The sequence below is a fragment of the Phycicoccus sp. DTK01 genome (assembly GCF_017312765.1).
In the GTDB taxonomy this organism is placed as follows: domain Bacteria; phylum Actinomycetota; class Actinomycetes; order Actinomycetales; family Dermatophilaceae; genus Phycicoccus; species Phycicoccus jejuensis.
Window position 1 is genome coordinate 22,216 of record NZ_BOPU01000006.1, and the last position, 21,181, is coordinate 43,396.

The 21,181-nt window shown below is 74.3% G+C and carries 19 protein-coding genes; 10 read left to right on the top strand and 9 right to left on the bottom strand.

The window, feature by feature from the left end; translation table 11 throughout:
* Nucleotides 1–72: 72 nt before the first annotated feature.
* From J3473_RS13555 to J3473_RS13580, 6 genes are all read left to right on the top strand, one after another.
* Nucleotides 73–807, top strand: a complete 735-nt coding sequence (locus J3473_RS13555; RefSeq protein ID WP_207024229.1) for a hypothetical protein — start codon at nucleotides 73–75, stop codon at nucleotides 805–807.
* A gap of 73 nt (nucleotides 808–880) precedes the next feature.
* Nucleotides 881–1,594 (top strand): response regulator transcription factor, encoded by a 714-nt coding sequence (locus J3473_RS13560; RefSeq protein ID WP_207024231.1) that lies wholly within the window; start codon nucleotides 881–883, stop codon nucleotides 1,592–1,594.
* Nucleotides 1,594–3,039 (top strand): cell wall metabolism sensor histidine kinase WalK, encoded by a 1,446-nt coding sequence (locus J3473_RS13565; protein ID WP_207024234.1) that lies wholly within the window; start codon nucleotides 1,594–1,596, stop codon nucleotides 3,037–3,039. The genes J3473_RS13560 and J3473_RS13565 overlap by 1 nt, the downstream gene beginning before the upstream one ends.
* A gap of 65 nt (nucleotides 3,040–3,104) precedes the next feature.
* Entirely contained in the window at nucleotides 3,105–4,511 is a 1,407-nt protein-coding gene (locus tag J3473_RS13570) for a S1C family serine protease (protein WP_207024236.1), read from the top strand.
* A gap of 82 nt (nucleotides 4,512–4,593) precedes the next feature.
* Complete coding sequence (locus tag J3473_RS13575; protein WP_207024238.1) at nucleotides 4,594–6,567, top strand: DUF2339 domain-containing protein; 1,974 nt, start codon at nucleotides 4,594–4,596, stop codon at nucleotides 6,565–6,567.
* Between the two features lie 31 nt (nucleotides 6,568–6,598).
* Nucleotides 6,599–7,255: a metal-dependent phosphohydrolase gene (locus J3473_RS13580; RefSeq protein WP_207024240.1), complete on the top strand. Its 657-nt coding sequence runs from the start codon at nucleotides 6,599–6,601 to the stop codon at nucleotides 7,253–7,255.
* Here J3473_RS13580 and J3473_RS13585 read toward each other — a convergent pair.
* Nucleotides 7,236–8,009 (bottom strand): DUF4031 domain-containing protein, encoded by a 774-nt coding sequence (locus J3473_RS13585; RefSeq protein WP_207024242.1) that lies wholly within the window; start codon nucleotides 8,007–8,009, stop codon nucleotides 7,236–7,238. The two genes, J3473_RS13580 and J3473_RS13585, sit on opposite strands and share 20 nt — an antisense overlap.
* A 328-nt stretch (nucleotides 8,010–8,337) precedes the next feature.
* Here J3473_RS13585 and J3473_RS13590 point away from each other — a divergent pair, with 328 nt between their 5' ends.
* Nucleotides 8,338–8,628, top strand: coding sequence for a WXG100 family type VII secretion target (locus J3473_RS13590; protein ID WP_030528630.1), 291 nt, complete (start codon nucleotides 8,338–8,340; stop codon nucleotides 8,626–8,628).
* A 3-nt stretch (nucleotides 8,629–8,631) separates the two neighbouring features.
* Here J3473_RS13590 and J3473_RS13595 read toward each other — a convergent pair whose 3' ends face one another.
* The 6 genes from J3473_RS13595 to J3473_RS13620 form a co-directional block, all read right to left on the bottom strand.
* Nucleotides 8,632–9,150, bottom strand: a complete 519-nt coding sequence (locus tag J3473_RS13595) for a GNAT family N-acetyltransferase (RefSeq protein ID WP_242525867.1) — start codon at nucleotides 9,148–9,150, stop codon at nucleotides 8,632–8,634.
* Between the two features lie 69 nt (nucleotides 9,151–9,219).
* Nucleotides 9,220–11,781 carry an ABC transporter permease gene (locus tag J3473_RS13600; RefSeq protein WP_207024244.1) on the bottom strand — a complete coding sequence of 854 codons (2,562 nt, stop codon included), beginning with the start codon at nucleotides 11,779–11,781 and terminating at the stop codon, nucleotides 9,220–9,222.
* A 1-nt stretch (nucleotide 11,782) separates the two neighbouring features.
* The gene (locus tag J3473_RS13605; RefSeq protein WP_030528627.1) at nucleotides 11,783–12,574 is read right to left on the bottom strand and encodes an ABC transporter ATP-binding protein; all 792 of its coding nucleotides are present in this window, start codon (nucleotides 12,572–12,574) and stop codon (nucleotides 11,783–11,785) included.
* Nucleotides 12,571–14,379, bottom strand: coding sequence for an alkaline phosphatase D family protein (locus tag J3473_RS13610; protein ID WP_207024246.1), 1,809 nt, complete (start codon nucleotides 14,377–14,379; stop codon nucleotides 12,571–12,573). Before J3473_RS13610 ends, J3473_RS13605 begins: the two co-directional genes overlap by 4 nt.
* A 161-nt stretch (nucleotides 14,380–14,540) precedes the next feature.
* A complete protein-coding gene (groL, locus tag J3473_RS13615; protein WP_207024248.1) occupies nucleotides 14,541–16,169 on the bottom strand; it encodes a chaperonin GroEL in 1,629 nt (542 codons plus the stop codon).
* A gap of 212 nt (nucleotides 16,170–16,381) precedes the next feature.
* The gene (locus J3473_RS13620) at nucleotides 16,382–16,849 is read right to left on the bottom strand and encodes a hypothetical protein (RefSeq protein ID WP_030528624.1); all 468 of its coding nucleotides are present in this window, start codon (nucleotides 16,847–16,849) and stop codon (nucleotides 16,382–16,384) included.
* 144 nt (nucleotides 16,850–16,993) lie between these two features.
* On the opposite strand from J3473_RS13620, the gene J3473_RS13625 reads away from it, so the two are divergent.
* From J3473_RS13625 to J3473_RS13635, 3 genes are read left to right on the top strand one after another with little or no spacing between them, the layout of a single operon-like run.
* Nucleotides 16,994–18,226: an inorganic phosphate transporter gene (locus J3473_RS13625; RefSeq protein WP_207024250.1), complete on the top strand. Its 1,233-nt coding sequence runs from the start codon at nucleotides 16,994–16,996 to the stop codon at nucleotides 18,224–18,226.
* A gap of 18 nt (nucleotides 18,227–18,244) precedes the next feature.
* A complete protein-coding gene (locus J3473_RS13630) occupies nucleotides 18,245–18,541 on the top strand; it encodes a hypothetical protein (RefSeq protein ID WP_207024252.1) in 297 nt (98 codons plus the stop codon).
* On the top strand, nucleotides 18,538–19,140 hold the full coding sequence (locus J3473_RS13635; protein ID WP_207024254.1) for a DUF3349 domain-containing protein: 603 nt from the start codon (nucleotides 18,538–18,540) through the stop codon (nucleotides 19,138–19,140). The genes J3473_RS13630 and J3473_RS13635 overlap by 4 nt, the downstream gene beginning before the upstream one ends.
* A 197-nt stretch (nucleotides 19,141–19,337) precedes the next feature.
* On the opposite strand, the gene J3473_RS13640 is transcribed toward J3473_RS13635, so the two are convergent.
* The gene (locus tag J3473_RS13640; protein ID WP_207024256.1) at nucleotides 19,338–19,631 is read right to left on the bottom strand and encodes a DUF3263 domain-containing protein; all 294 of its coding nucleotides are present in this window, start codon (nucleotides 19,629–19,631) and stop codon (nucleotides 19,338–19,340) included.
* A gap of 182 nt (nucleotides 19,632–19,813) precedes the next feature.
* Complete coding sequence (locus J3473_RS13645) at nucleotides 19,814–21,181, bottom strand: aminotransferase class V-fold PLP-dependent enzyme (protein ID WP_242525868.1); 1,368 nt, start codon at nucleotides 21,179–21,181, stop codon at nucleotides 19,814–19,816.

Genomic DNA, 21,181 nt, shown 5'->3' on the forward strand with positions numbered 1-21,181 from the left:
CGCCGCCCGCCCCCTATCCTCGTGCGCGGAGGCCGACCCGCGGCCACGCCGACCCGAGGGGACCCCAGCACCGTGAGCAGCAGCGACGACCACCGCGACCCGACCGCGCCCCCGCCGCTCCCCGACTCCACCGAGCCGTCGCCCGCCCCCGGCCCGGACGACACGCAGGTCGTCGGCGCGGAGGCCACGCGCCCCTTCACCCCGCCGGCGCCGCCGGCCCCGCCGTCCTACGAGCAGCCCACCTACTCGACGCCGTCCTACGACCTGCCCGCCTACGGCGCGCCGCAGCAGGACGCCCCGCCGGCGACGGACCCCCACGCCACCCCGGCGCAGAACCCGTACGGCGCGCCGCCGGCCCCGCCCGTCGACCCCTACGGCGCACCGTCGGCGGCCGGCACCTACCCGCCGCCGCCCGCCCCGGGTGCCTCCGTCCCGTCGTACGGCCAGTCCGCGCCGTACGGCCAGTCCGCGCCCTACGGCCCCGCCGCGCCGTACGGCAGCGCCCCCGCCTACGGGCCCGGCTCCCCCTACGCCGCACCCCGCAACAACACGAGCGCCCTCGTCCTGACCATCGTCTCCGGCCTGACGACCGTCATCACCATCGGGTTCTGCGTCGGCATCGTGTTCGTCCCCGCGCTCGTCTTCGGCATCATCGGCCTGACCAAGCAGTCCTCCGACCCCGAGAGCTCCCGGAAGATGTCCCGCTGGGGCTGGATCTCCTTCGGCGTCGCGATCGGCCTCGGGGTCCTCGCGATCGTCGGGATCATCGTCCTCGCGGGCACGAACGGGGCGTTCACGGGCACCTGAGGCGCCGCGGCTCGCCGCTCCTGCCCAGCCGACGTCCAGCGGACTCACAGACTCGGGGTCGAGACTGGGAGACGTGACAGCCACGCAGCCCCCCGAGGCCCGGCTCCTCGTCGTCGAGGACGAGCCGAACATCCGCGAGCTCCTCGCCACCTCGCTGCGGTACGCCGGCTTCGACGTCGCCACCGCCGCGAGCGGCTCGGAGGCCCTCAAGGTCGCCGACGACCACCAGCCCGACCTCTGCGTCCTCGACGTCATGCTCCCCGACATGGACGGCTTCACCGTCACCCGTCGGCTGCGCGACCAGGGCCGGCGCCTCCCCATCGTCTTCGTCACCGCGCGTGACTCGGTCGACGACAAGATCAAGGGCCTGACCGTCGGCGGCGACGACTACGTCACGAAGCCCTTCAGCCTCGAGGAGGTCGTCGCGCGCATCCGGGCGGTGCTGCGCCGCACCCGGGGTGACGTCGACGAGGACCGCCCGGTCCTGCGCTTCGAGGACCTCGAGCTCGACGAGGACAGCCACGAGGTCCGGCGCGGCACTCGCGTCATCGAGACCAGCCCGACCGAGTTCAAGCTGCTGCGCTACCTCATGCTCAACCCGAACCGGGTGCTCTCGAAGGCGCAGATCCTCGACCACGTGTGGGACTACGACTTCCGGGGCGAGTCCGGCATCGTCGAGTCCTACATCTCCTACCTCCGGCGCAAGATCGACGTCGAGGGCGCCCCGCCGCTCATCCACACCAAGCGCGGCGTCGGGTACGTCCTGCGGCTGCCCCCGCAGACCTGATGGCCTCGCTCGCCCGGCCGGTGTCGCGTGTCGTCGGCCGGCTGGAGGCGGTGCCGCTGCGCACCCGCCTCCTGCTCATCGTCGGCGTCCTCGTCGGCGCGGCGCTGATCCTCACGAGCATGGTGACGGCCTACCTGCTCAAGAGCGACCTCGACGCCCGCGTCGACGCCGAGCTGCGCAGCGTCCTCAGCCCGGTCGCGACCCAGGCGATCTCGGACCTCCAGAGCCGCCCCGACGACGCGCTGCCCACGAGCTACGCCTTCGCGATCCAGACCCCGACCTTCACGGCGGTCCGCCCGCCGGTGGGCAGGTACGCCGAGCCGCTCCTGCCCTCGCTCTCCGTGTCCGACCCCCGTGTCCGCACCCAGACCCCGTTCACCGTCGGCTCGAAGAACGACCGGATGACGTGGCGCTTCATCGCCGCCCAGGTCAGCGGGAGCAACGCGGTCGTGGCGGTCGGGGTGCCGCTGGAACCGGTGTCGCACACCGTCACCCGCCTCCTGGTCTCCACCGCCCTCCTCGGCACTCTCGCCCTCGTGCTCTCGCTCGTGCTCGGGCACTTCGCGGTGCGTCGCGCCTTCCGGCCGCTGCGCCGGATCGAGGACACGGCGGCCGCCATCGCCGAGGGGGACCTCACCCAGCGCATCCCCGTCCGGCAGGCCGACGACGAGGTCACCTCGCTGGCCCGCAGCCTCAACGCGATGCTCGCGCAGGTCGAGACCTCCTTCGCCGTCCGCGAGGCCAGCGAGGAGCGGATGCGCCAGTTCGTCGCCGACGCCTCGCACGAGCTGCGCACCCCGCTCGCGACCGTCGGCGGCTACGCACAGCTGTACCGGCAGGGCGCCGTGCGCGACCCCGAGGCCGTCGGGTCGGCGATGGAGCGCATCGAGGCCGAGTCCGGCCGGATGAGCGCGCTCGTCGAGGACCTGCTGACCCTCGCGCGCCTCGACGAGGAGCCCGAGGTCGAGCACACCGACGTCGACCTCACGGTCCTCGCCGCCGACACGGTCGCGGACGCGCGCGCCCGGGCACCCGAGCGGCGCATCCAGCTCGTCGGCTTCGAGGGCGGGGTGGAGCCCTGCGTCGTCCGCGGCTCCGAGCCTCGGCTGCGCCAGGTCGTCACCAACCTCGTCGCGAACGCCCTGCGGCACACACCCGAGGGCACACCCGTCGAGGTCGCCGTGGGCCTGAACGACGGCGTGCCGAGCCTCGAGGTCCGCGACCACGGGCACGGCGTGCCACCGGAGATCTCGACGAAGGTCTTCGAGCGCTTCTACCGCGCCGACCCCTCGCGCGGACGCACCGGCGGGGGCGGCACCGGCCTCGGCCTGGCCATCGTCGCCGCCATCGTCGCGAGCCACCACGGCCGGGTCGGCGTCGCCGAGACGCCCGGCGGCGGCGCGACCTTCGTGGTCCGGTTCGCACAGCGGACTCCCAGCCACTGACCAGCGCACGCCCACCTCGGTGGCGTTGAGTGGGGACCAGTCGAACAGAAGGAGACCCGTCGGCGATGAACGACCAGCAGCCCCGCACCCCGGAGAACCCCGGCCCGTGGACCGCCCCGCAGTGGTACACCCCGCACGGTGGGACCACCACCGCGTCGCAGCCGACGGGCGAGGGCTCGCCGACCACCCCGGTCCCCACCGGGTACCCCCAGAGCACCCCGACCGGTCCGATGGCCCCTCCCCCTCCGTCGGGGCCGTTCGGGCCGGCCGGGGGTGCCGGACCCTCGGGCGTCCCCTCCCGCGGGTCCGGTCGTCGCCGTGGCGCCGAGATCGTCGGCGTCGCGGTGCTTGCCGCCGTCCTGTCCTCCGGCGGCACCCTGGCCGCGACTCGGCTGATGGACGACACCTCGACGACGTCGACGGTGTCCACCTCCCAGTCGGGTCGCGGCACGGACGCCGCGCCGGTGCAGCAGGCCGACGCGTCCGCGCCGAACTGGGCCGCGACCGCCAAGGCGGTCTCGCCGAGCGTCGTCGCCATCACCGCGCAGCTCGCGAACGGCGAGGCGCAGGGCTCGGGCGTCATCATCGACGGCAACGCGCACGTCGTGACGAACAACCACGTCGTCGCCGGCGCGCAGAAGCTGCAGGTGACCCTCGCCGACGGCCGCACGTTCTCGGCCCAGGTGCGCGGCACCGACCCCTCCACCGACCTCGCGGTCATCACCATCGACAACGCCCCCGACGACCTCACGCCGATCTCGATGGGCGACTCCGAGGCCCTCGCCGTCGGTGACCCGGTCATGGCCGTCGGCAACCCCCTCGGCCTCGCCGGCACCGTCACGACGGGCATCGTCAGCGCGCTCAACCGCCCGGTCAGCACGCAGGCCGAGGAGCCCCAGCAGCAGCAGAACCCCTTCAACGGCGGCTTCCAGCAGCAGCAGACGCAGGCGGAGCCGGTCGTCACCAACGCGATCCAGACCTCGGCCGCGATCAACCCCGGCAACAGCGGCGGCGCCCTCGTCGACGCGTCGGGCCGCCTCGTGGGCATCAACTCCTCGATCGCCTCGCTCGGCCAGTCCTCCGGCGGGCAGTCGGGCAGCATCGGCATCGGCTTCGCCATCCCGGCCACCGAGGTGCAGTCGATCGCCAAGCAGCTCATCGACACCGGCAAGGCGCAGCACGCCTACCTCGGGGTCTACCCGCAGGACGGCACCGCCTCGGACGGCTCGGCCACCCGCTCGGGCGCCGAGGTGACCAAGGTCGAGTCCGGCACCCCCGCCGAGAAGGCCGGCCTGCGCCAGGGCGACGTCATCGTCGCCGTCAACGGTGACCCGGTCGACGGCGCGGAGTCGCTCATCGGCTACGTGCGCGAGCAGTCCGTCGGCAGCACCGTCACGCTGACCGTCCTGCGCGACGGCAAGAGCTCGGAGGTCCGCGCGACGCTCGCCGCGGCCGCGAGCAGCCAGGGCTGACCGACGACCCGTCGGGGCGCCGGGACCGGCTGAGTACCGGTGCTCAGGCGCCCCGACGGGCTCCGCCGGGAGTCTTGGGGGCATGACGCACCGGGACGACGTGGCACGCCTCGAGGTCGAGTTCGCCGACGCGATGCAGCGGATGTACGTCGTCGGCAACGGTCTCGCCCGGCTCCGCCACGAGCTCGAGCAGCAGCCGGTCGTCACGACCACCCCCCGCACGGCGTCGGCCGCCGTCCGGTCGGGAGGCCCCGCGCAGGGCGGGGTCGCGGGAGCCGCGCAGGGCGGCCTCCCGCACCACGCCGCCGGGACGGGACACCAGGGAGTCCCCGTCCCGGCGGTGGCCGGAGCACCGGGCCGGACGGCGTCGTCTGCAGGGTCGACGCCGTCCGGCCCGGTGCCACGTCCGTCGACGCAGGCGCCGCCCGCCGGCCCGCCCGTCGTCGGTCCCCCGCCCGTGCCGGGCGGGCCCTGGTACCGGCGCGAGGGTGCCGTGACCCGCGTGCTCGCGGTCTCCGGCGCCGTCGTCACGCTCTCCGGGGTCGCGATGCTCCTCGTCCTGGCCGTCCGTCACGGCTGGTTCGGCCCCGGCGCCCGGGTCTCCGCGGGCGCGCTCCTCGCAGGACTGCTCGGTGGTCTCGGCGTGCGCGGAGGGGCGCGCGACCGCGACCGGGGTTCTCCCGCGGGGAGCGCCCCCGTGGCGCTCGTCGCCACCGGTGCCGCGGTGGCCTACCTCGACGTCGTCGCCGTCACCGCGCTCTACGGATGGCTCCCGGCCTCCGTCGGCGTCGTGCTCTGCCTCGCGGTGAGCGCGCTCGGGTCGCTCGTCGCGCGCCGCTGGGGCAGCGAGCTGCTCGCGGTCCTCCTCGTCGGCGGTGGCGGTCTCTTCGCGCCGGTCGTCGCCGGCCGCGCCGACTGGGTCCTCGCGGCCGTCCTCGCGGTGCTCGCCGCCGTCGGGTGGTGGGCGGGGCACGGCCGCACGACGCCGTGGCTCACGCTCGTCCGGGTCGTCCCCGTCACCCTGGCGCTGCTCGCCGGGGCGGCCGCCACCGCCGGCCGGCCGGGTGCAGCGCCCCTCGTCGCCGTCGGGCTGGTCGTGCTCGCCGCCACCGTCGTCACCTCCGCTCTCTCGGTGCGCCGGGACGCCGACGACATCGCCTCGAGCGCCGCACTGGCGATCGTCGCGACGGGTGCCCTCGCCGCCGCGGCCGCCCTGTCGTCGACCCCGCGCGCCCTCGTCCACGGCGCCGTCGGGGCGGTGCTGCTGCTCGCGGCGACCGCCCTCGGCCGGGCGCCCCTCGGCCGGGTCGCCCCGCACCTGCTCGTGACGACCGCCACCGCGGGCAGCGTCAGTGCGGTGCTGGCCGTCCTCTCCGGCGTCCCCGACGGCTTCGTGCGCAGCGGCCTGCTCGTCCTCGCCCTGGCCCACCTCGCCGTCGCCGGGGCCACCCGCTCGCGGATCGCCCTCGGCCTCGGCGCCGGCGTGGGAGCGCTGGGGGTCCTCGCCTGGCTGCCGGACGCGCTCGCGGTGACGACCGTCCGCCTGGCCACCGACCACGACCTCGCCTCGGCCTTCGTGGCGAGCGTCCTCGCCGCAGCCGTGGCCGTCCTCGCGTGGTGGGCCGCCTGCGCCGTGCGTGGTGTCGCCGAGCCGGTCCGCCGGCTCGCCGCCGTCCTCGCCTGGGCGGTCGGGCTGGTCGCCACCGCCACGGCGCTCGTGAGCGTCGGCACGCTGGCCGGGGTGCGCCTCGGGGCCGGAGCGACGGGCTTCACCGCCGGGCACGCCGTCGCGACCGTCGTCTGGATGACGGCCGCCGCCGGTCTGCTGCTGCACTCGCTCGAGCACCCGTCCGAGTCCGACCTCGCCCTGCGCAGCGGCCTGCTGCTCAGCGCCGTCGCCGTCGCGAAGCTCTTCCTCTTCGACCTCGCCGCCCTCGACGGCGTCGTCCGGTCGGTGGCCTTCATCGCCACCGGGCTCCTGCTGCTGGCCACGGGCAGCCGCTACGCCCGCGCCTGGGAGCGCGCCCGCCCGCGGACGAGCACCGGGGACGCGTGACCGGCGCGGGCCGGTCTGCCAGAGTGGGCTGGTGAGCGGGCTGCAGCGACGGTGGGTTGCCGACTGCGCCGACGCCGTCCCCGGCGCGGACCGCGCCGCCGTCGACCGCCTCGGTGCCGACCTCCTGAGCCGTTGGAGCGAGCCCCACCGCCGCTACCACGACCTCGCGCACCTCGCCGAGGTCCTCGCCGCCGCCGACCTCCTCGCACGACGGGGGCGCGCCCACCGCGCCGACCGGTCCGCCGTCGCGCTCGCCGCGTGGTTCCACGACGCGGTGTACGAGGGCCGGGGCGGGGGCGACGACGAGCGCCGGAGCGCGGACCTCGCCGCTCGTGAGCTGTCCGCCCTGGGCTGCGCCCCGGACCTCGTGGAGCGCGTCGTCACCCTCGTCCTCGACACGCTCGACCACGACGTCGAGGACGCCGAGCCGGACGTCGCGCGAGTCACCCTGCACGACGCCGACCTGTGGATCCTCGCCTCTCCCACAGCGCGGTTCGACGAGTACTGCCGTCAGGTGCGCGAGGAGTACGCGCACGTGCCGGCGGCCGAGTACGCGACCGCCCGCTCCGCCGTGCTGCGGCCCTTCCTCGTGCGGCCGCACGTGTACCGGTCGGCCCACGCCCGGCGCGAGTGGGAGCCCGTGGCGCGCGAGAACCTCGCGCGCGAGCTCACCCGGCTGGCCGGCTGAGCACCGCGTCGACGAGCGGCCACCAGAAGGTGGCGCCGCAGAGTCGCTCCAGCTCGGGCCGGGTGACCCACCGCCGGTCGGAGGTGTCGTCGTGGGCCGACGACAGCGCCGGCCGGACGGACGCCAGGTGCGTCTCGAAGAGCTGGAGCAGGTCGGTGCCGCGCGTCCACGGCCCCTCCCCCTCGACGGCACGGAAGCGCTCGTAGCCGACCGGTCGCAGCGCCGCAGGGTCGAGGAACAGCCCGGTCTCCTCGTGCACCTCACGGACCGCGTTCTCGCGCACCGACTCCCCGGCTTCGCGCCCACCACCCGGCGCACCCCACTCGTCCCTCCACACCGACCGCACGACCACGAGGTCGCCCGCGGCGTCGTGGACGAGGACGAGGGCGGCGAAGACCCGGTCCGGGGTCGCGTCGCGTGGAGAGCGGATGAGGTCGACGTCGACGACGACCCCGGGCAGGCGCACGCCGGTGACGCGGGCCACGCCCTTGTCGCCGCGCCGCTTCTGCATCCGCAGCCCGCTGGCCACGAGGCGGCGCAGCAGCTCGCGGGCGTCCGTCGGCTCGGCGCCGGCCGCCACGACGGCCGCGTAGCGCTCCTCGGGGACGTCGTAGTGGTCGCCCTCGAACCCACGGGCGGGGATGCCGACCCGGCGGGCGAAGTCGTGCAGCTCCGCGAGGCTCGTGTCGCTCACGAGGTGCGACCAGCGCCGGCCGTGCGCCTCGACCCGCGGAGGATCGATGAGGACGGCCACCCGCCGATCGTAGGCCCCGGCCCCGACGCCCCGTCCCCTCCCGACTCCCCGTCCCCTCCTGCCTCACCTTTTCGGGGTCACCCCGAAATGTCCACGAGACAGGACCTCCGAGCCGGGGTCTCGTGGACGAACCGGGGTCTCGAGCAGCGGCGCCGCGATGAGCGCCCGACCACCACCCGCCCCGACCCACACGCGCCCGGCCCGGACCCGGTGCGGGGCGCCGCCCGGTGGCAGGCCTGTGGAAAACTCCGCGGCCGGGTCGGGCGGCCGACCTAGCGTGCAGGCAACGGGTGGCCACCGGGTCGCCCACCAGCCCGAGGGGGTCCTCGTGTCCGCACAGTTCCAGGTCGACACCGACCGCATCACCGCCGCCGCCGGCGACGTCGCCCGCATCTCCGCCGAGGTCGAGGGGCAGGTCGCCGCGATGACCGCCCGGCTCGTCGGCCTCCAGGACGCGTGGACCGGCAGCGCGTCGGCGCAGTTCCAGGGCGTCGTCGAGCAGTGGCGCGGCACCCAGCAGCAGGTGCGCGAGTCGCTCGACTCGATCGGGCGGGTGCTCGGGGCGGCCGGCGCCCAGTACGCCGAGGTCGAGGCCCAGGCGGTGCGGATGTTCTCGTGACCCTCAGCGCAGGTCGAGCTTGAGCCCGGCGTGGGAGTGCACCCAGCCGAGGTCCTCGTAGAAGCGGCGGGCGTCCTCGCGCCGGAGGTCGGTCGTCAGCTGAGCGAGCACCGCCCCGCGGGCGCGACCGAAGGCGGCCGCCCAGGTGATCAGCGCGCGTCCGAGGCCGGACCCGCGGCGGGCGGACGCGACCCGGACGGCCTCGACCTGCAGCCGGGTCGCCCCGCCCCGGGAGAGCCCGTGGAGCAGGGTCAGCTGCAGCGTGCCGACGACCTCGCCGTCGGGGTCCCGGGCGACGACGAGCAGCTGGTTCGGGTCGGCGTCGACGGCGGCGAAGGCCTCGCGGTAGGGGGCGAGGTGTTCGTCGCCGGCGGCGTCCGCGGGCGCCTCCCGGCCAGCGCCGATGGCGTCGTCCCGCAGCAGCGCGACGACGGCGGGCACGTCGGCGACGCGGGCCCGCTCGAGGGTCACGACGTCGTCGCGCAGCGCGAGTCGGTGGGGCAGCTCCGTGGGTTCGTCCACGACGGTGACGCTACCCGCGGGCCCGGCCGCCGCGGGCGGGTGGCGTCACCGGCCCGTCGACCGGCCGGGTCACTCGGTCGCGATCGCCCGCAGGACGTCGAGGCGGGCGGCGCGGCGGCCGGGCCAGACGGCGGCGAGGACGCCCACGACGGCGGCGAGCGCGACGAAGCCGACGAGCTGCAACCACGGGACCGACAGCACGTCGATGCCGTCGTCGGCGAGGGAGCGCTGCAGCGCGACCGCGAAGACCAGGCCCAGCACGACCCCGAGCACCGCCCCGAGGACGGCGATGGCCACCGACTCCAGGCGCAGCATCGTGCGCAGCTGGCGACGGCTGAGGCCGACGGCGCGCAGCAGCCCGATCTCGCGCACGCGCTCGACGACCGAGAGCGCGAGCGTGTTGACGATGCCGAGCACCGCGATGACGACGGCCAGCCCGAGCAGGGCGTAGACGATGAAGAGCAGCTGGTCGATGGGCTTGCGCTGCTCGGCCGCGAACTCTGCCTGGTCGGCGACGCCCACGAGCGGCAGGTCCGCCACGGTGGCGTCGAGCGCCTTCTTCAGGGCCGGCCGGTCGGTCCCGGGCTGCGCGACGACGAAGGCCGTCCGGTCGGTCGGCGGAACCCCGAGCTCGTCGAAGGTGCCGAGCGTGAGGGTGACGTCGGACTGCAGCACGGCGTCCGGCTCGTAGGTCGCGACCACGCGACCCTCGACCTTCGCGCCCGCGAAGGTCGTCGTCACCGCGTCGCCCACCGTCAGGCCCAGGTCTGCGGCCTGGCTCGTCGAGAGCGCGACGTCGCCGTCGCGCAGGGCCTCGAGCGATCCGGCCGTCACGTCGGGGCGGGCCACGCGCACGACCCCGGCCGGGTCGACGCCGGTCGCGAACTCGCGGTCCCCGGCGACCTCGAGCCGCGCCCCGCGCACCCGGACGACCTCCTCGACCCCCGGCACCTTCTCGACCGCGTCGGTGATGGCGGCCGAGAAGCCCTGGCCGACGACGCTCGAGACGACGTAGTCCGCGACGATGTCCTCGGCGAGCGACTTGTCGAGGCTGGCCTTCGCCGAGGCGCCGAGCACCGACATGAGCGTGACGAGCGAGACGCCGATCATCAGGGCGGACGCCGTGGCCCCGGTGCGTCGGGGGTTGCGGCGCGCGTTCTGCTCGGCCATCCGCCCGACGGCCCCGAAGGCCCGGCGGTACAAGGCCCCGAGGACGCCGAGCACCGGCCGGCCGAGCACCGGGCTGAGCAGCGCCGTCCCGACGAGCACCCCGAAGGTGCCGACGCCGAGGACGTAGGTCGGTTCGCTGCCCCACCCGAGCAGGCCCCCGACGATGCCGACCACGCCGGCGAGGAGGAGCATCGCGCCGACGGCGACCCGCCAGCGCAGGCCGCCCTCGGCGAGCACGGCGTCGTCGCGCATCGCCGCGACCGGCGGGACCCGCCCGGCCCGGCGCGCCGGAAGATACGCCGACACGACGGTGACGAGCACGCCGACGGCCAGCGCGACGACGATCGTGCGGCCCTCAAGGACGAGCGGCGTCGACCCGAGGTCGAGCCCCACCCGCCCGAACACCGCCCGGATGCCGATGGCGAGCAGCACGCCGAGCCCGACGCCGAGCGCGGAGCCGACGAACCCGACGATGCCGGCCTCGACGAGCACCGAGCGCGCCACCTGCCGGCGGCTGGCGCCGATGGCCCGCAGCAGGGCGAGCTCGCGGCTGCGTTGCGCGACGAGGATCGAGAACGTGTTGACGATGAGGAACGCCCCGACGGTGAGGGCGACCCCGGCGAAGACGAGCAGGAAGGTCGTGACGAACGAGAGCGCCTCGTCGATGCGGGTCGCGGCGCGCGCCGAGGTGGCGTCGCCGGTGTCGGCGCGGAACCCCTCGGGCAGGACGGCCTGCACCGAGCGCAGCAGCTGGTCCTGCGTGGTGCCGGCGGCGGCCGTCACCCAGACGGTCGACCAGCCGGTGCCGCCGTCGAGGAAGAGCTGCTGCGCCTGCCGTGCGTCGAACATCACGACGCTGGCCCCGACGAGCGAGCTGCCCCCGAACTCGGCGGTGCCGACGAGCGTCGCCTCGATGCGCGGCTGCGCCCCGGCGGTGAGCAGCGGGACGGTGTCGCCGAGCCGCCAGCCGGAGCGCTGAGCGGACGTCGCGTCGAGCACGATCTCCCCGGCCGCGGCCGGGAAGCGACCGCTGACGAGGGTGGCCGACGGTGTCCCGTTGGCCGCCGGGCCGGAGCTGTACGAGACACCGATCCCCGGCGGCCCGCCGCCGCCGACGAGCTTGCCCTGCCGGTCGACGACGAACGTCCCGAAGGTCGTGACCCGCCCGTCCGCCCGAGCGGCCCCGGGCACCCCGGCGAGCGTGCTCACGAGGTCCTCGGGCACGGTGCGGACCGCGGCGGCGCCGAGCGGGCCGCCCCCGCCGCCGGACTCGTCGGCGCTGCCGGGACGGACGATGACGTCACCGACCGCACCGCTCGTCAGCCCCGTGAACGCGCGGTCGAGGGTGTCGGTGAAGACGTACGAGCCGGCGACGAAGGCCACTCCGAGCACGACCGCGACACCGCTGAGCAGCAGCCGCACCTTGTGCGCGAGGATGCCGCGCAGCGTCGCGCGCAGCACCTCAGGCCTCCGACTCGGCCAGTCGCGCCATCCGGTCGAGGACCGCCTCGGGCGTCGGCTCCCGCAGCTCGCCGACGACGTGGCCGTCGGCGAGGAAGACGACGCGGTCGGTCCAGCTCGCGGCGCCGGGGTCGTGCGTGACCATGACGACGGTCTGCCCGTGGGTGTCGACCGAGCGGCGCAGGAAGCCGAGCACCTCGGCGCCGGAGGCGGAGTCGAGGTTGCCGGTCGGCTCGTCGGCGAAGACGACGTCGGGACGGCCGACGAGCGCCCGGGCGCACGCGACCCGCTGCTGCTGCCCGCCGGACAGCTCGCCGGGCCGGTGCCCGAGGCGGGTGCGCAGCCCGACCGTGTCGACGACCTCGTCGAACCACGCCTGGTCCGGCTTGCGCCCGGCGATGGCGAGCGGCAGGACGATGTTCTCCTCCGCCGTGAGCGTCGGGACGAGGTTGAACGCCTGGAACACGAACCCGATGCGGTCGCGCCGCAGCTCGGTGAGGCGGCGCTCCTTGAGGGTCGTGAGGTCGACGTCGCCGAGGTACACGTGCCCCGAGGTCGCCGCGTCCAGGCCTGCGGCACAGTGCATCAGCGTCGACTTGCCCGAGCCGGAGCGACCCATGATCGCGGTGAACTCGCCGGCGTGGAGGTCGAGCGTCACGTCGTCGAGCGCGACGACGCGGGTGTCGCCCGAGCCGTAGACCTTCGAGAGGTTCTCGACGCGGGCGGCGGGCGGACGGGCCGGCGGGGCGGCGGACGCGCCGGCCGGGCCGGGCTGGGACTCGGCGACGCTCATGGGCCCACGCTAGGCGACGTGGCGGAGACCGCTGCCGCGGGGACCGTGCGGTGGTCCGATGGCCCGTCGTCGACCGGTCGATCCGTCACCGTGCCCGGCGCGTCGAGCTGCACCGACCAGACCTCGCGCAGCCAGGGGTGGTCGTGGTCGGCGCCCTGCACCATCCCGGTGACCCACGTGAGGTCCAGCCCGTCCGGCAGTACCCGGCACAGGGCGACGTTGTTGTCGAACCACGGCCCCTCGGTCACCGTCCACGGGTACGCGGGGTCGGGCACGCGCCGCGAGGCCGACGCGAGCAGGCGCATCGGCCGCACGAGGGAGCGGGTGAGCATCGAGATCACGACGCGCACCCCGCGCGGCATCGGGTTGCGGATCGGCGAGCACACCGCCTGGACGATGCGCGAGCGCGCACCGTGGCCGGCGGCGTCGGTGACCTCGGCGAGGTAGGAGTTGTGGACATCGCCCGAGAGGAAGGTGACGGTCTCGGGGGCCGGCCCGCGGTGGCCGCGCGCGAGGTCCATCACCATCTCGAAGACCTCGTCGAAGCCGGTGTTGAACGCGGCCCAGTGCTCGAGGTCGACGACCCGGCGCACCCGCTCGGCCGCGTGGGCCGCCCGGCGACCGTACGCGCCCTGCGCCACCGCCTCGTCGATGGCCTCGAAGTCGTGCAGGCCGGGGGGCAGGAGGAAGGGCAGGGAGGTGCCGACGAAGACGTGCCGGTACCCGCCGCGCAGCGTCGCGTCGAGCCACTGCGTCTCGGTCGCGTCGAGCATCGAGCGACGGTCGGGCTCGAGGTGGCGGGCGGCGCGGGAGTCGAGGACGACGAGCAGGCAGTCGCCGAGCTCCCGCACGTGGCTCCAGCGGTAGGTCTCGGGCTCGGCGTCGGCCCGGGCGGCCAGCGCGTCGAGCGTCGCCGTGAGGTCGAGCTCGTCCTCGACGGCGCTCGAGCCGCGCGCCGCGTGGTCGGCGGCGTGCTCGAGGACGAGCCGGAACGCCTCCTCCTGCGCGAGCTCGGCCGGCGAGAGGTTGCCGATGTGCTGGTGCACCCAGTACGAGGCGAGGCCCGAGACGATGCGCTCCTGCCACCACGTCGTCGCCCGCATCTCGCGGCGCCAGGACCACGAGGTGTTCCAGTCGTCGCGGATGTCGTGGTCGTCGAAGATCATCGCCGACGGCACGGTCGAGAGCAGCCAGCGGATGACGGGCTCGACCCACGTGATCCGGTAGAGCTCGTCGTACTCCGCGTAGTCCTTGATCTCCTCGAACGGCGGCTCGTCGAGGCTGCGCCGCGCGCGCATGAACGCCTCGAGCTCGGGGTGGGGCGTCGTGTCGGCGTACACCTGGTCGCCGAGGAGGACGAGCAGGTCGGGCCAGCCGGCCTCCGGCACGTCGCGCAGCGTCACCGCGAGGCTGCGCAGGGCGTCGACGCCGTGGCGCCGCACGCCCTCGTCGTCGTGCGTGCCCGTCGTGCGACAGGAGCCGAAGGCGAAGTGCGGCATGCGGGCGGGGTCGAGGGTGCGGATGCGGCTCGGCGGTGCGCCGTCGAGGGGCCAGACGCGCTCGTCGTCGACGAGCAGCTCGTACGGGTCGTCGGTGCCGGGCTCGAGGCCGTCGCAGACGACGAGCGCGTAGTGCGACCCGTGGACGCGGAAGGTGGGCGCGCTCCAGCGGCGACCGTCGCGCACGACGGTGACCGTGGCGGCCGCGGCGGTGCGGACCCAGATCGTCGCCGAGACGTCGTCGACGTGGCGGAGCAGCGGGCCGAGGACGAGGGGGTGGGCCTCACCGGGCTCGGGGTGGCTCATGGCCTCATCCTGCCGTCCGAGGCTGGGCGTCGGCTGTGGGTGAGCACCCCGGCCCGACCCCCGTCCACCCCTGACGCGGGCCGGGGAGGGTGGGGACGCCGACGGGCGGCCCTCCCGGAGGAGGACCGCCCGTCGGTCGTGACCCGTGGTGCGTCAGGGGCTCAGAAGCCCATGCCGCCCATGTCGTCGCCGCCGCCCGGCATGGCCGGAGCGGCCTTCTCGGGCTTGTCGGCGATGACGGCCTCGGTCGTGAGGAACAGCGCCGCGATGGACGCCGCGTTCTGCAGCGCCGAGCGGGTGACCTTCGCCGGGTCGATGACGCCCGCCGACACGAGGTCGACGTACTCACCGGTGGCGGCGTTGAGGCCCCAGCCCGACTCGAGGTTGCTGACCTTCTCCGCGACGACCCCGCCCTCGAGACCGGCGTTGATCGCGATCTGCTTGAGCGGCGCCTCGATGGCGACCTTGACGATGTTCGCCCCGGTGGCCTCGTCACCCTGGAGGTCGAGGGACGCGAACGCCTTGGCCCCGGCCTGGATGAGGGCGACGCCACCACCGGCGACGATGCCCTCCTCGACGGCGGCCTTCGCGTTGCGGACGGCGTCCTCGATGCGGTGCTTGCGCTCCTTGAGCTCGACCTCGGTGGCCGCGCCCGCCTTGATGACGGCGACGCCGCCGGCGAGCTTGGCGAGGCGCTCCTGGAGCTTCTCGCGGTCGTAGTCCGAGTCGGTCTTCTCGATCTCGGCGCGGATCTGGTTGACACGACCCTGGATCTGGTCGTTGTCACCGGCACCCTCGACGATCGTCGTCTCGTCCTTGGTGACGACGACCTTGCGGGCGCGGCCGAGGAGCGAGAGGTCCGCGGTGTCGAGCTTGAGGCCGACCTCCTCGGAGATGACCTGGCCACCGGTGAGGATGGCGATGTCGCCGAGCATGGCCTTGCGGCGGTCGCCGAAGCCCGGGGCCTTGACGGCGACGGACTTGAAGGTGCCGCGGATCTTGTTGACCACGAGCGTGCTCAGGGCCTCGCCGTCGACGTCCTCGGAGATGACGAGGAGCGGCTTGCCGGACTGCATGACCTTCTCGAGGAGGGGCAGCAGGTCCTTGATCGAGCCGATCTTGGAGTTCGCGATGAGGACGTACGGGTCCTCGAGCACGGCCTCCATGCGCTCGGTGTCGGTGACGAAGTAGTGGCTGATGTAGCCCTTGTCGAAGCGCATGCCCTCGGTGAGCTCGAGCTCGAGGCCGAAGGTGTTGCTCTCCTCGACGGTGATGACACCCTCCTTGCCGACCTTGTCCATGGCCTCGGCGATCATCTCGCCGATCTGGGGGTCAGCAGCGGAGATCGAGGCCGTGGCAGCGATCTGCTCCTTGGTCTCGACGTCCTTGGCGTTGGCGAGCAGCTCGTCGGAGACGGCGCGGACGGCCTTCTCGATGCCGCGCTTGAGCGCCATCGGGTTGGCCCCGGCGGCGACGTTGCGCAGGCCCTCGCGGACGAGTGCCTGGGCGAGGACGGTGGCCGTCGTCGTGCCGTCACCGGCGACGTCGTCGGTCTTCTTCGCGACCTCCTTGACCAGCTCGGCGCCGATCTTCTCGTACGGGTCGTCGAGCTCGATCTCCTTGGCGATCGAGACACCGTCGTTGGTGATCGTGGGGGCGCCCCACTTCTTCTCCAGGACGACGTTGCGGCCCTTCGGACCGAGGGTCACCTTGACGGCGTCGGCGAGGGTGTTCATGCCTCGCTCGAGACCGCGGCGTGCCTCCTCGTCGAAAGCGATGATCTTGGCCATTCGGGTGGTTCCTCCCACGCGAATCGATGGTGGGACCGGGCGGTGCCCGCGACGGACGGGCCGGGGCCGCGGCTCACGTCACCGTCGGCGCACCTGCCCTCACCGGACCGGTCTGTTCTGTCACTCTCATGATGAGAGTGCTAATGGTCATTATTGGCACTCTCGGGGGGAGAGTGCAAACGCTCACCGGCGGCCCGGGCCGGGTGCGAGCATCAGAGCGCGGGGTCGGCCCCGTCGAGGTGGACGCGCAGCGAGGCGTCGGCCTCCGAGGCCACCGGGTCCTCGAGGTCGGCGACGAAGACGGCGACCGCCTCGCGGGCCGGGTTGCCGTCCAGCTCGGCGAGGACCTCGCGCCACGCGGCGAGGTTGGGGTGCGGCAGGTCCGTGCACGCCTCGGCCGGGGCCAGCGACTCGACGGCCGCCGCGAGGTCCGAGCGCGACAGGGGCAGGGTGGCGGTCGAGCCGTCGTGACCGAGCACCGTCGCGAGGACGACCGTCGCGAGGGCCGGCCGGCCGCCGGGCGTCGCCGTGACGTGCGGAAAGAGCCAGTCCGGCGTCGAGGAGGCCGGTGACAGCCCCACGGCGTGCGCGGCCGGCTCCCGCCATCCGTCGATGCGCTCGACGAGGTGCGCGCGGATCGCGGCGAGTCCGTCCGGGGTGCTCCAGTCCAGGTCGCTCATCACCCCATCCTGACAAAACGGATGCCCCGGCGCCGCCCCACGCGCCCCGGGAGCCGCAGCAGTCCCGCCGCGCCGGGTGAACAACGGGTGAACGACGGGCCCCGTCTTGGTGAAGCCGGGGTTGCCGCCCCACACTGGTGCCTCGTGGACGCAGCGACCCTCATCCTCGTGCTCGTCATCGTGACGGCCCTGGCCTTCGACTTCACGAACGGCTTCCACGACACGGCCAACGCGATGGCGGCGTCGATCTCCACCGGGGCCCTCGCGCCCAAGGTGGCGGTCGGCCTCAGCGCGGTGCTCAACCTCGTCGGCGCCTTCCTCTCCGTCGAGGTGGCCCTCACCGTGTCGAACGCCGTCATCAAAATCCAGGACAAGAGCGGGGCCCCACGGCCCGAGCTCCTGACCGACGGCGGTGAGGCGCTGCTGCTCATCGTGCTCGCCGGCCTCGTCGGCGGGATCGTCTGGAACCTCTTCACCTGGCTGCTCGGCCTGCCCTCGAGCTCCTCGCACGCCCTCCTCGGCGGGCTGACCGGCGCCGGCGCCGCGGGGCTCGGCCTCGCGGGCGTCAAGTGGACCGGTGACGGGACCAAGCTCGACGGCGTCGTCGGCAAGATCCTCCTGCCCTCCCTGCTCTCCCCCGCCGTCGCGCTCGTCGTCGCGTTCATCGGGTGCTGGCTCGTGCACCGGATCACCTCCTCGGTGATGGACCGGCTCAACGAGCGGTACTTCCGCTGGGGCCAGATCGGCAGCGCCTCGCTCGTCTCGCTCGCGCACGGCACGAACGACGCCCAGAAGACGATGGGCGTCATGACCCTCGCCCTCATCGCGAGCGGCCACTGGGACCGCACCGACGCCGTCCCGATCTGGGTCAAGGTGAGCGCCGCGACGGCCATCGCCCTCGGCACGTACATCGGCGGCTGGCGGATCATCCGCACGCTCGGCAAGGGCCTGGTCGACATCACGCCGCGCCAGGGCCTCTCGAGCGACGGCGCCACCGCCGCCGTCCTCCTCGCCTCGAGCCACCTCGGGTTCGCCCTCTCGACGACCCACGTCGCCACCGGCTCGGTCCTCGGTGGTGGGCTCGGCCGCGGCACCCACGTGCGCTGGTCCACCGCCGGTCGGATGGTCGTCGCCTGGGCGCTGACCTTCCCCATCGCCGCCGGGATGGGCGCGCTCATGTGGTGGGTCGGGCACACGCTCGGCGGCGCGCCCGGTGCGCTGCTCGTCTTCGCGATCCTGTGCGCCGCGTCCCTGTTCATGTACCTGCGCTCCAAGCGCGAGCACGTCGGGGCCCACAACGTCACCGAGGAGTGGGGTGCGACGGGCGGCGAGCCCGCGGCCACCACCCCGGCCCCCACCAAGACCCCGACCCGCTGACGGAGAGGACCGACCACCATGCGCAGCATCCAGCTCGCCCTCGAGGGCGCCGGCAACGTCCTGATCGTCGGCCTGCTCTTCGGGGCCGGCCTGCCCGTGATCTACGCCCTCGCCATGCGCGCGCTCGTCGTCGGCGCCGACGAGGCCCCGGACGGTAGCGTGCGGTACTCGCCGCTCGGACGGGCCGTCGCCGGGCTGCTCGTCGGGGTCATCGTCGCCGGGGTCGTGCTCGGCCTCGTGCTCATCGTCGCGAGCGGCTTCGGGAAGGCCGTGAGCTTCGAGCACGTGTTCCCGACCATCGTCGACAAGAAGTGAGTTCCGCCATGCCGCAGCTGTCGCACTCGGTGATCGCCCACATCCGGGCCGGTTTCCCCGACGGCGTCCCCGACGCCGAGGCGGCCGCCCTCGGCGCGGTCCTCCAGGAGCAGCTGGGCACGCACGCGGCGCACGACGTCCTGCGCAAGCTGGCCGGCGAGAAGCTGCTCTCGCGCAGGGCCGTCCGGGCCCTCGTCCCCGAGGACGAGCAGGTCCGCCAGGTCAGCGCCAAGCTCGTCCTCGGCGGCTGGCCGCTCGGTGGCATGGACGAGGAGGAGGACGAGGCCCCGCCGCGCGAGGGCAGCCCGCTCGCCCGCATCGTCAACTGGCTGCGCGAGGGCTACCCGGGCGGCGTGCCCGAGCACGACTACGTGCCGCTGCTCGCGCTCCTCGAGCGCCGCCTGACCCGCTCCGAGGTCAAGAAGATCGCCAAGGCGCTGCGCCGGGCCGACGTCAGCCCCGCCGGGCCGTCGGACATCGCCGCCGCCATCACCGAGTACACGCACGCCGACCCCAGCGAGAAGGACCTGCGCCGGGTGCGCGACCAGCTGGCCAAGAAGGGCTGGCCGGTCGAGTTCCCCGACCCCGACCTCCCCTGACGCCGGGCCCTCACCCCGTCGAGTGAACAGGACACGCCGCCTGCGCCCCCGCGCACGCGGCGTGTCCTGTTCACTCGACGGGTGGGACGTCGCGGACCGCCGGGTGGGACGGCGCTGCGCGGGAGGGGCCGGACAGCAGAGATGCCCGTCCGGCTTCCCTCACGGACGGGCATCTCTGGTTCTGGGGGCCTCCCGGCTCAGGGCTCCATGCCGAGGCGGCGGGCCGAGCGGGCGCGCTGGCGGCTGGCGCGCAGGCGCCGCAGCCGCTTGACGAGCATCGGGTCGTGCGCGAGGGCCACCGGGTTGTCGATGAGCCCGTTGAGCACCTGGTAGTACCGCGTCGAGCTCATGTCGAAGAGCTCCTTGATGGCCGTCTCCTTGGAGCCGGCGTACTTCCACCACTGCCGCTCGAAGGCGAGCACCTCCCGGTCGCGCTCGGAGAGGTCCGAGGCGCTGACGGCAGGGGTGACCTGTTCGGAGGCGGCACTCACGGTGTGTTCTCGACCCTTCGTCGCGTGTGGCTTCGGCCCTCACTGTAGCCGCGGAATGACACCCGTGTCATTCCGCTCGGCGCGTCCCGCGGCGTGTCGGCTGGACACCTCCTCTGCGGCCCGACTCACGAGTCACACGTGACCCACGGCCCCCAGCGGACCCGGTCGACCCGACCGACCGGTCAGGCCATCGTGTCGAGGATGTCCCGGATGTCGTCCTCGGTCGTCGCCGGGTTGACGACGGCGAAGCGCGCCAGCGTCTCGCCCTCGTGCGTCGTCGGGACGACGAACGCGAACTCGTCGGCGAGCATCCGGTCCGACCACGCCTGGTAGTCGGCCGGCGACCACCCGAGGCGCCGGAAGACGACGACCGAGAGGTCGCGCTCGCGGACGAGCTCCAGCTCCGGCCGACGCACGATCTCGGCCTCGGCGTAGCGGGCGACGTCGAGGGTCCGCTCGACGGCGGCCGTGTACGCGTCCGTGCCGTTGACGACGAGGGAGAACCAGAACGGCAGGCCGCGCGCCCGGCGGGTCAGCCCCACCGAGTAGTCGGTCGGGTTCCAGTCGGGCGCCTCGGTGAGGACGTCGAGGTAGCCGGCCTTCTGGGTGTGCGCCGCGCGGGCGAGGGCCGGCTCGCGGTAGAGCAGCGCGCAGCAGTCGAAGGGCGCGAAGAGCCACTTGTGCGGGTCGACGATGAAGGAGTCGCAGTGCTCGATGCCCGCGTAGAGGTCGCGCACCGACGGGGCGGCGAGCCCGGCGCCGCCGTAGGCACCGTCGACGTGGAACCAGATGCCGTGCTCGCGGCAGACCTCGGCGACCGACGCGAGGTCGTCGACGATGCCGAAGTTCGTCGTGCCGGCGGTCGCGACGACCGCGAAGAACGTCTCCGGGCCGTGCTCCTCGAGGGCGCGTCGCAGCGCCGGGCCGGTCAGCCGTCCGGCCTCGTCGGCGGGCACCCCGACGAGCTCGGCGTCCATGACCTCGCAGGCCGACGCGATGGAGCTGTGCGCCCCGGCGGTGGCCGCCACCCGCCACGGGCGCTGGCCGGCCGCCGCGCGGTGGCGGGCCGTCGCGCGCGCCGCGACGAGCGCCGACAGGTTGCCGATCGTGCCGCCGGGCACGAACACGCCGCCGGCGCCCTCGGGCATCCCCACGAGGTCGGCGATCCAGCGCAGGGCCTGGTTCTCGGCCCACACCGCGCCGGACCCCTCGAGCCACGACCCGGCGTAGATCGACGACGCGCCGACGACGAGGTCGAAGACGACCGAGGCGTCGCTCGGCGCGCACGGGATGAAGGAGAGGTAGCGCGGGTGGTCGACCGACAGGCAGGCCGGCGCGAGCTCGTCGGAGAAGATCCGCATCGCCTCGGAGCCGCCGAGGCCTCCCGCGGTGACCGTGCGGCCGAGCGTGGCGTCGAGGTCCTCCTGGGTCCGCACGCGGTCCAGCGGCGGCTCCATCCGGATGCGTTCCTCGGCGTACGCGGTGACGGCGTCGAGGAGGGCCGCGAGCTCCTCGTGGGCGTTCGGGGAGTAGGGGGTGGTGGGGTGCAC

Bases quoted from the DNA above. Each gene is read 5' to 3' on its own strand.
- J3473_RS13565 (WP_207024234.1), top strand. From the start codon at position 1,594: ATGGCCTCGCTCGCCCGGCCGGTGTCGCGTGTCGTCGGCCGGCTGGAG.
- J3473_RS13570 (WP_207024236.1), top strand. From the start codon at position 3,105: ATGAACGACCAGCAGCCCCGCACCCCGGAGAACCCCGGCCCGTGGACC.
- J3473_RS13575 (WP_207024238.1), top strand. From the start codon at position 4,594: ATGACGCACCGGGACGACGTGGCACGCCTCGAGGTCGAGTTCGCCGAC.
- J3473_RS13605 (WP_030528627.1), bottom strand. From the start codon at position 12,574: ATGAGCGTCGCCGAGTCCCAGCCCGGCCCGGCCGGCGCGTCCGCCGCC.
- J3473_RS13610 (WP_207024246.1), bottom strand. From the start codon at position 14,379: ATGAGCCACCCCGAGCCCGGTGAGGCCCACCCCCTCGTCCTCGGCCCG.
- groL (WP_207024248.1), bottom strand. From the start codon at position 16,169: ATGGCCAAGATCATCGCTTTCGACGAGGAGGCACGCCGCGGTCTCGAG.
- J3473_RS13620 (WP_030528624.1), bottom strand. From the start codon at position 16,849: ATGAGCGACCTGGACTGGAGCACCCCGGACGGACTCGCCGCGATCCGC.
- J3473_RS13630 (WP_207024252.1), top strand. From the start codon at position 18,245: ATGCGCAGCATCCAGCTCGCCCTCGAGGGCGCCGGCAACGTCCTGATC.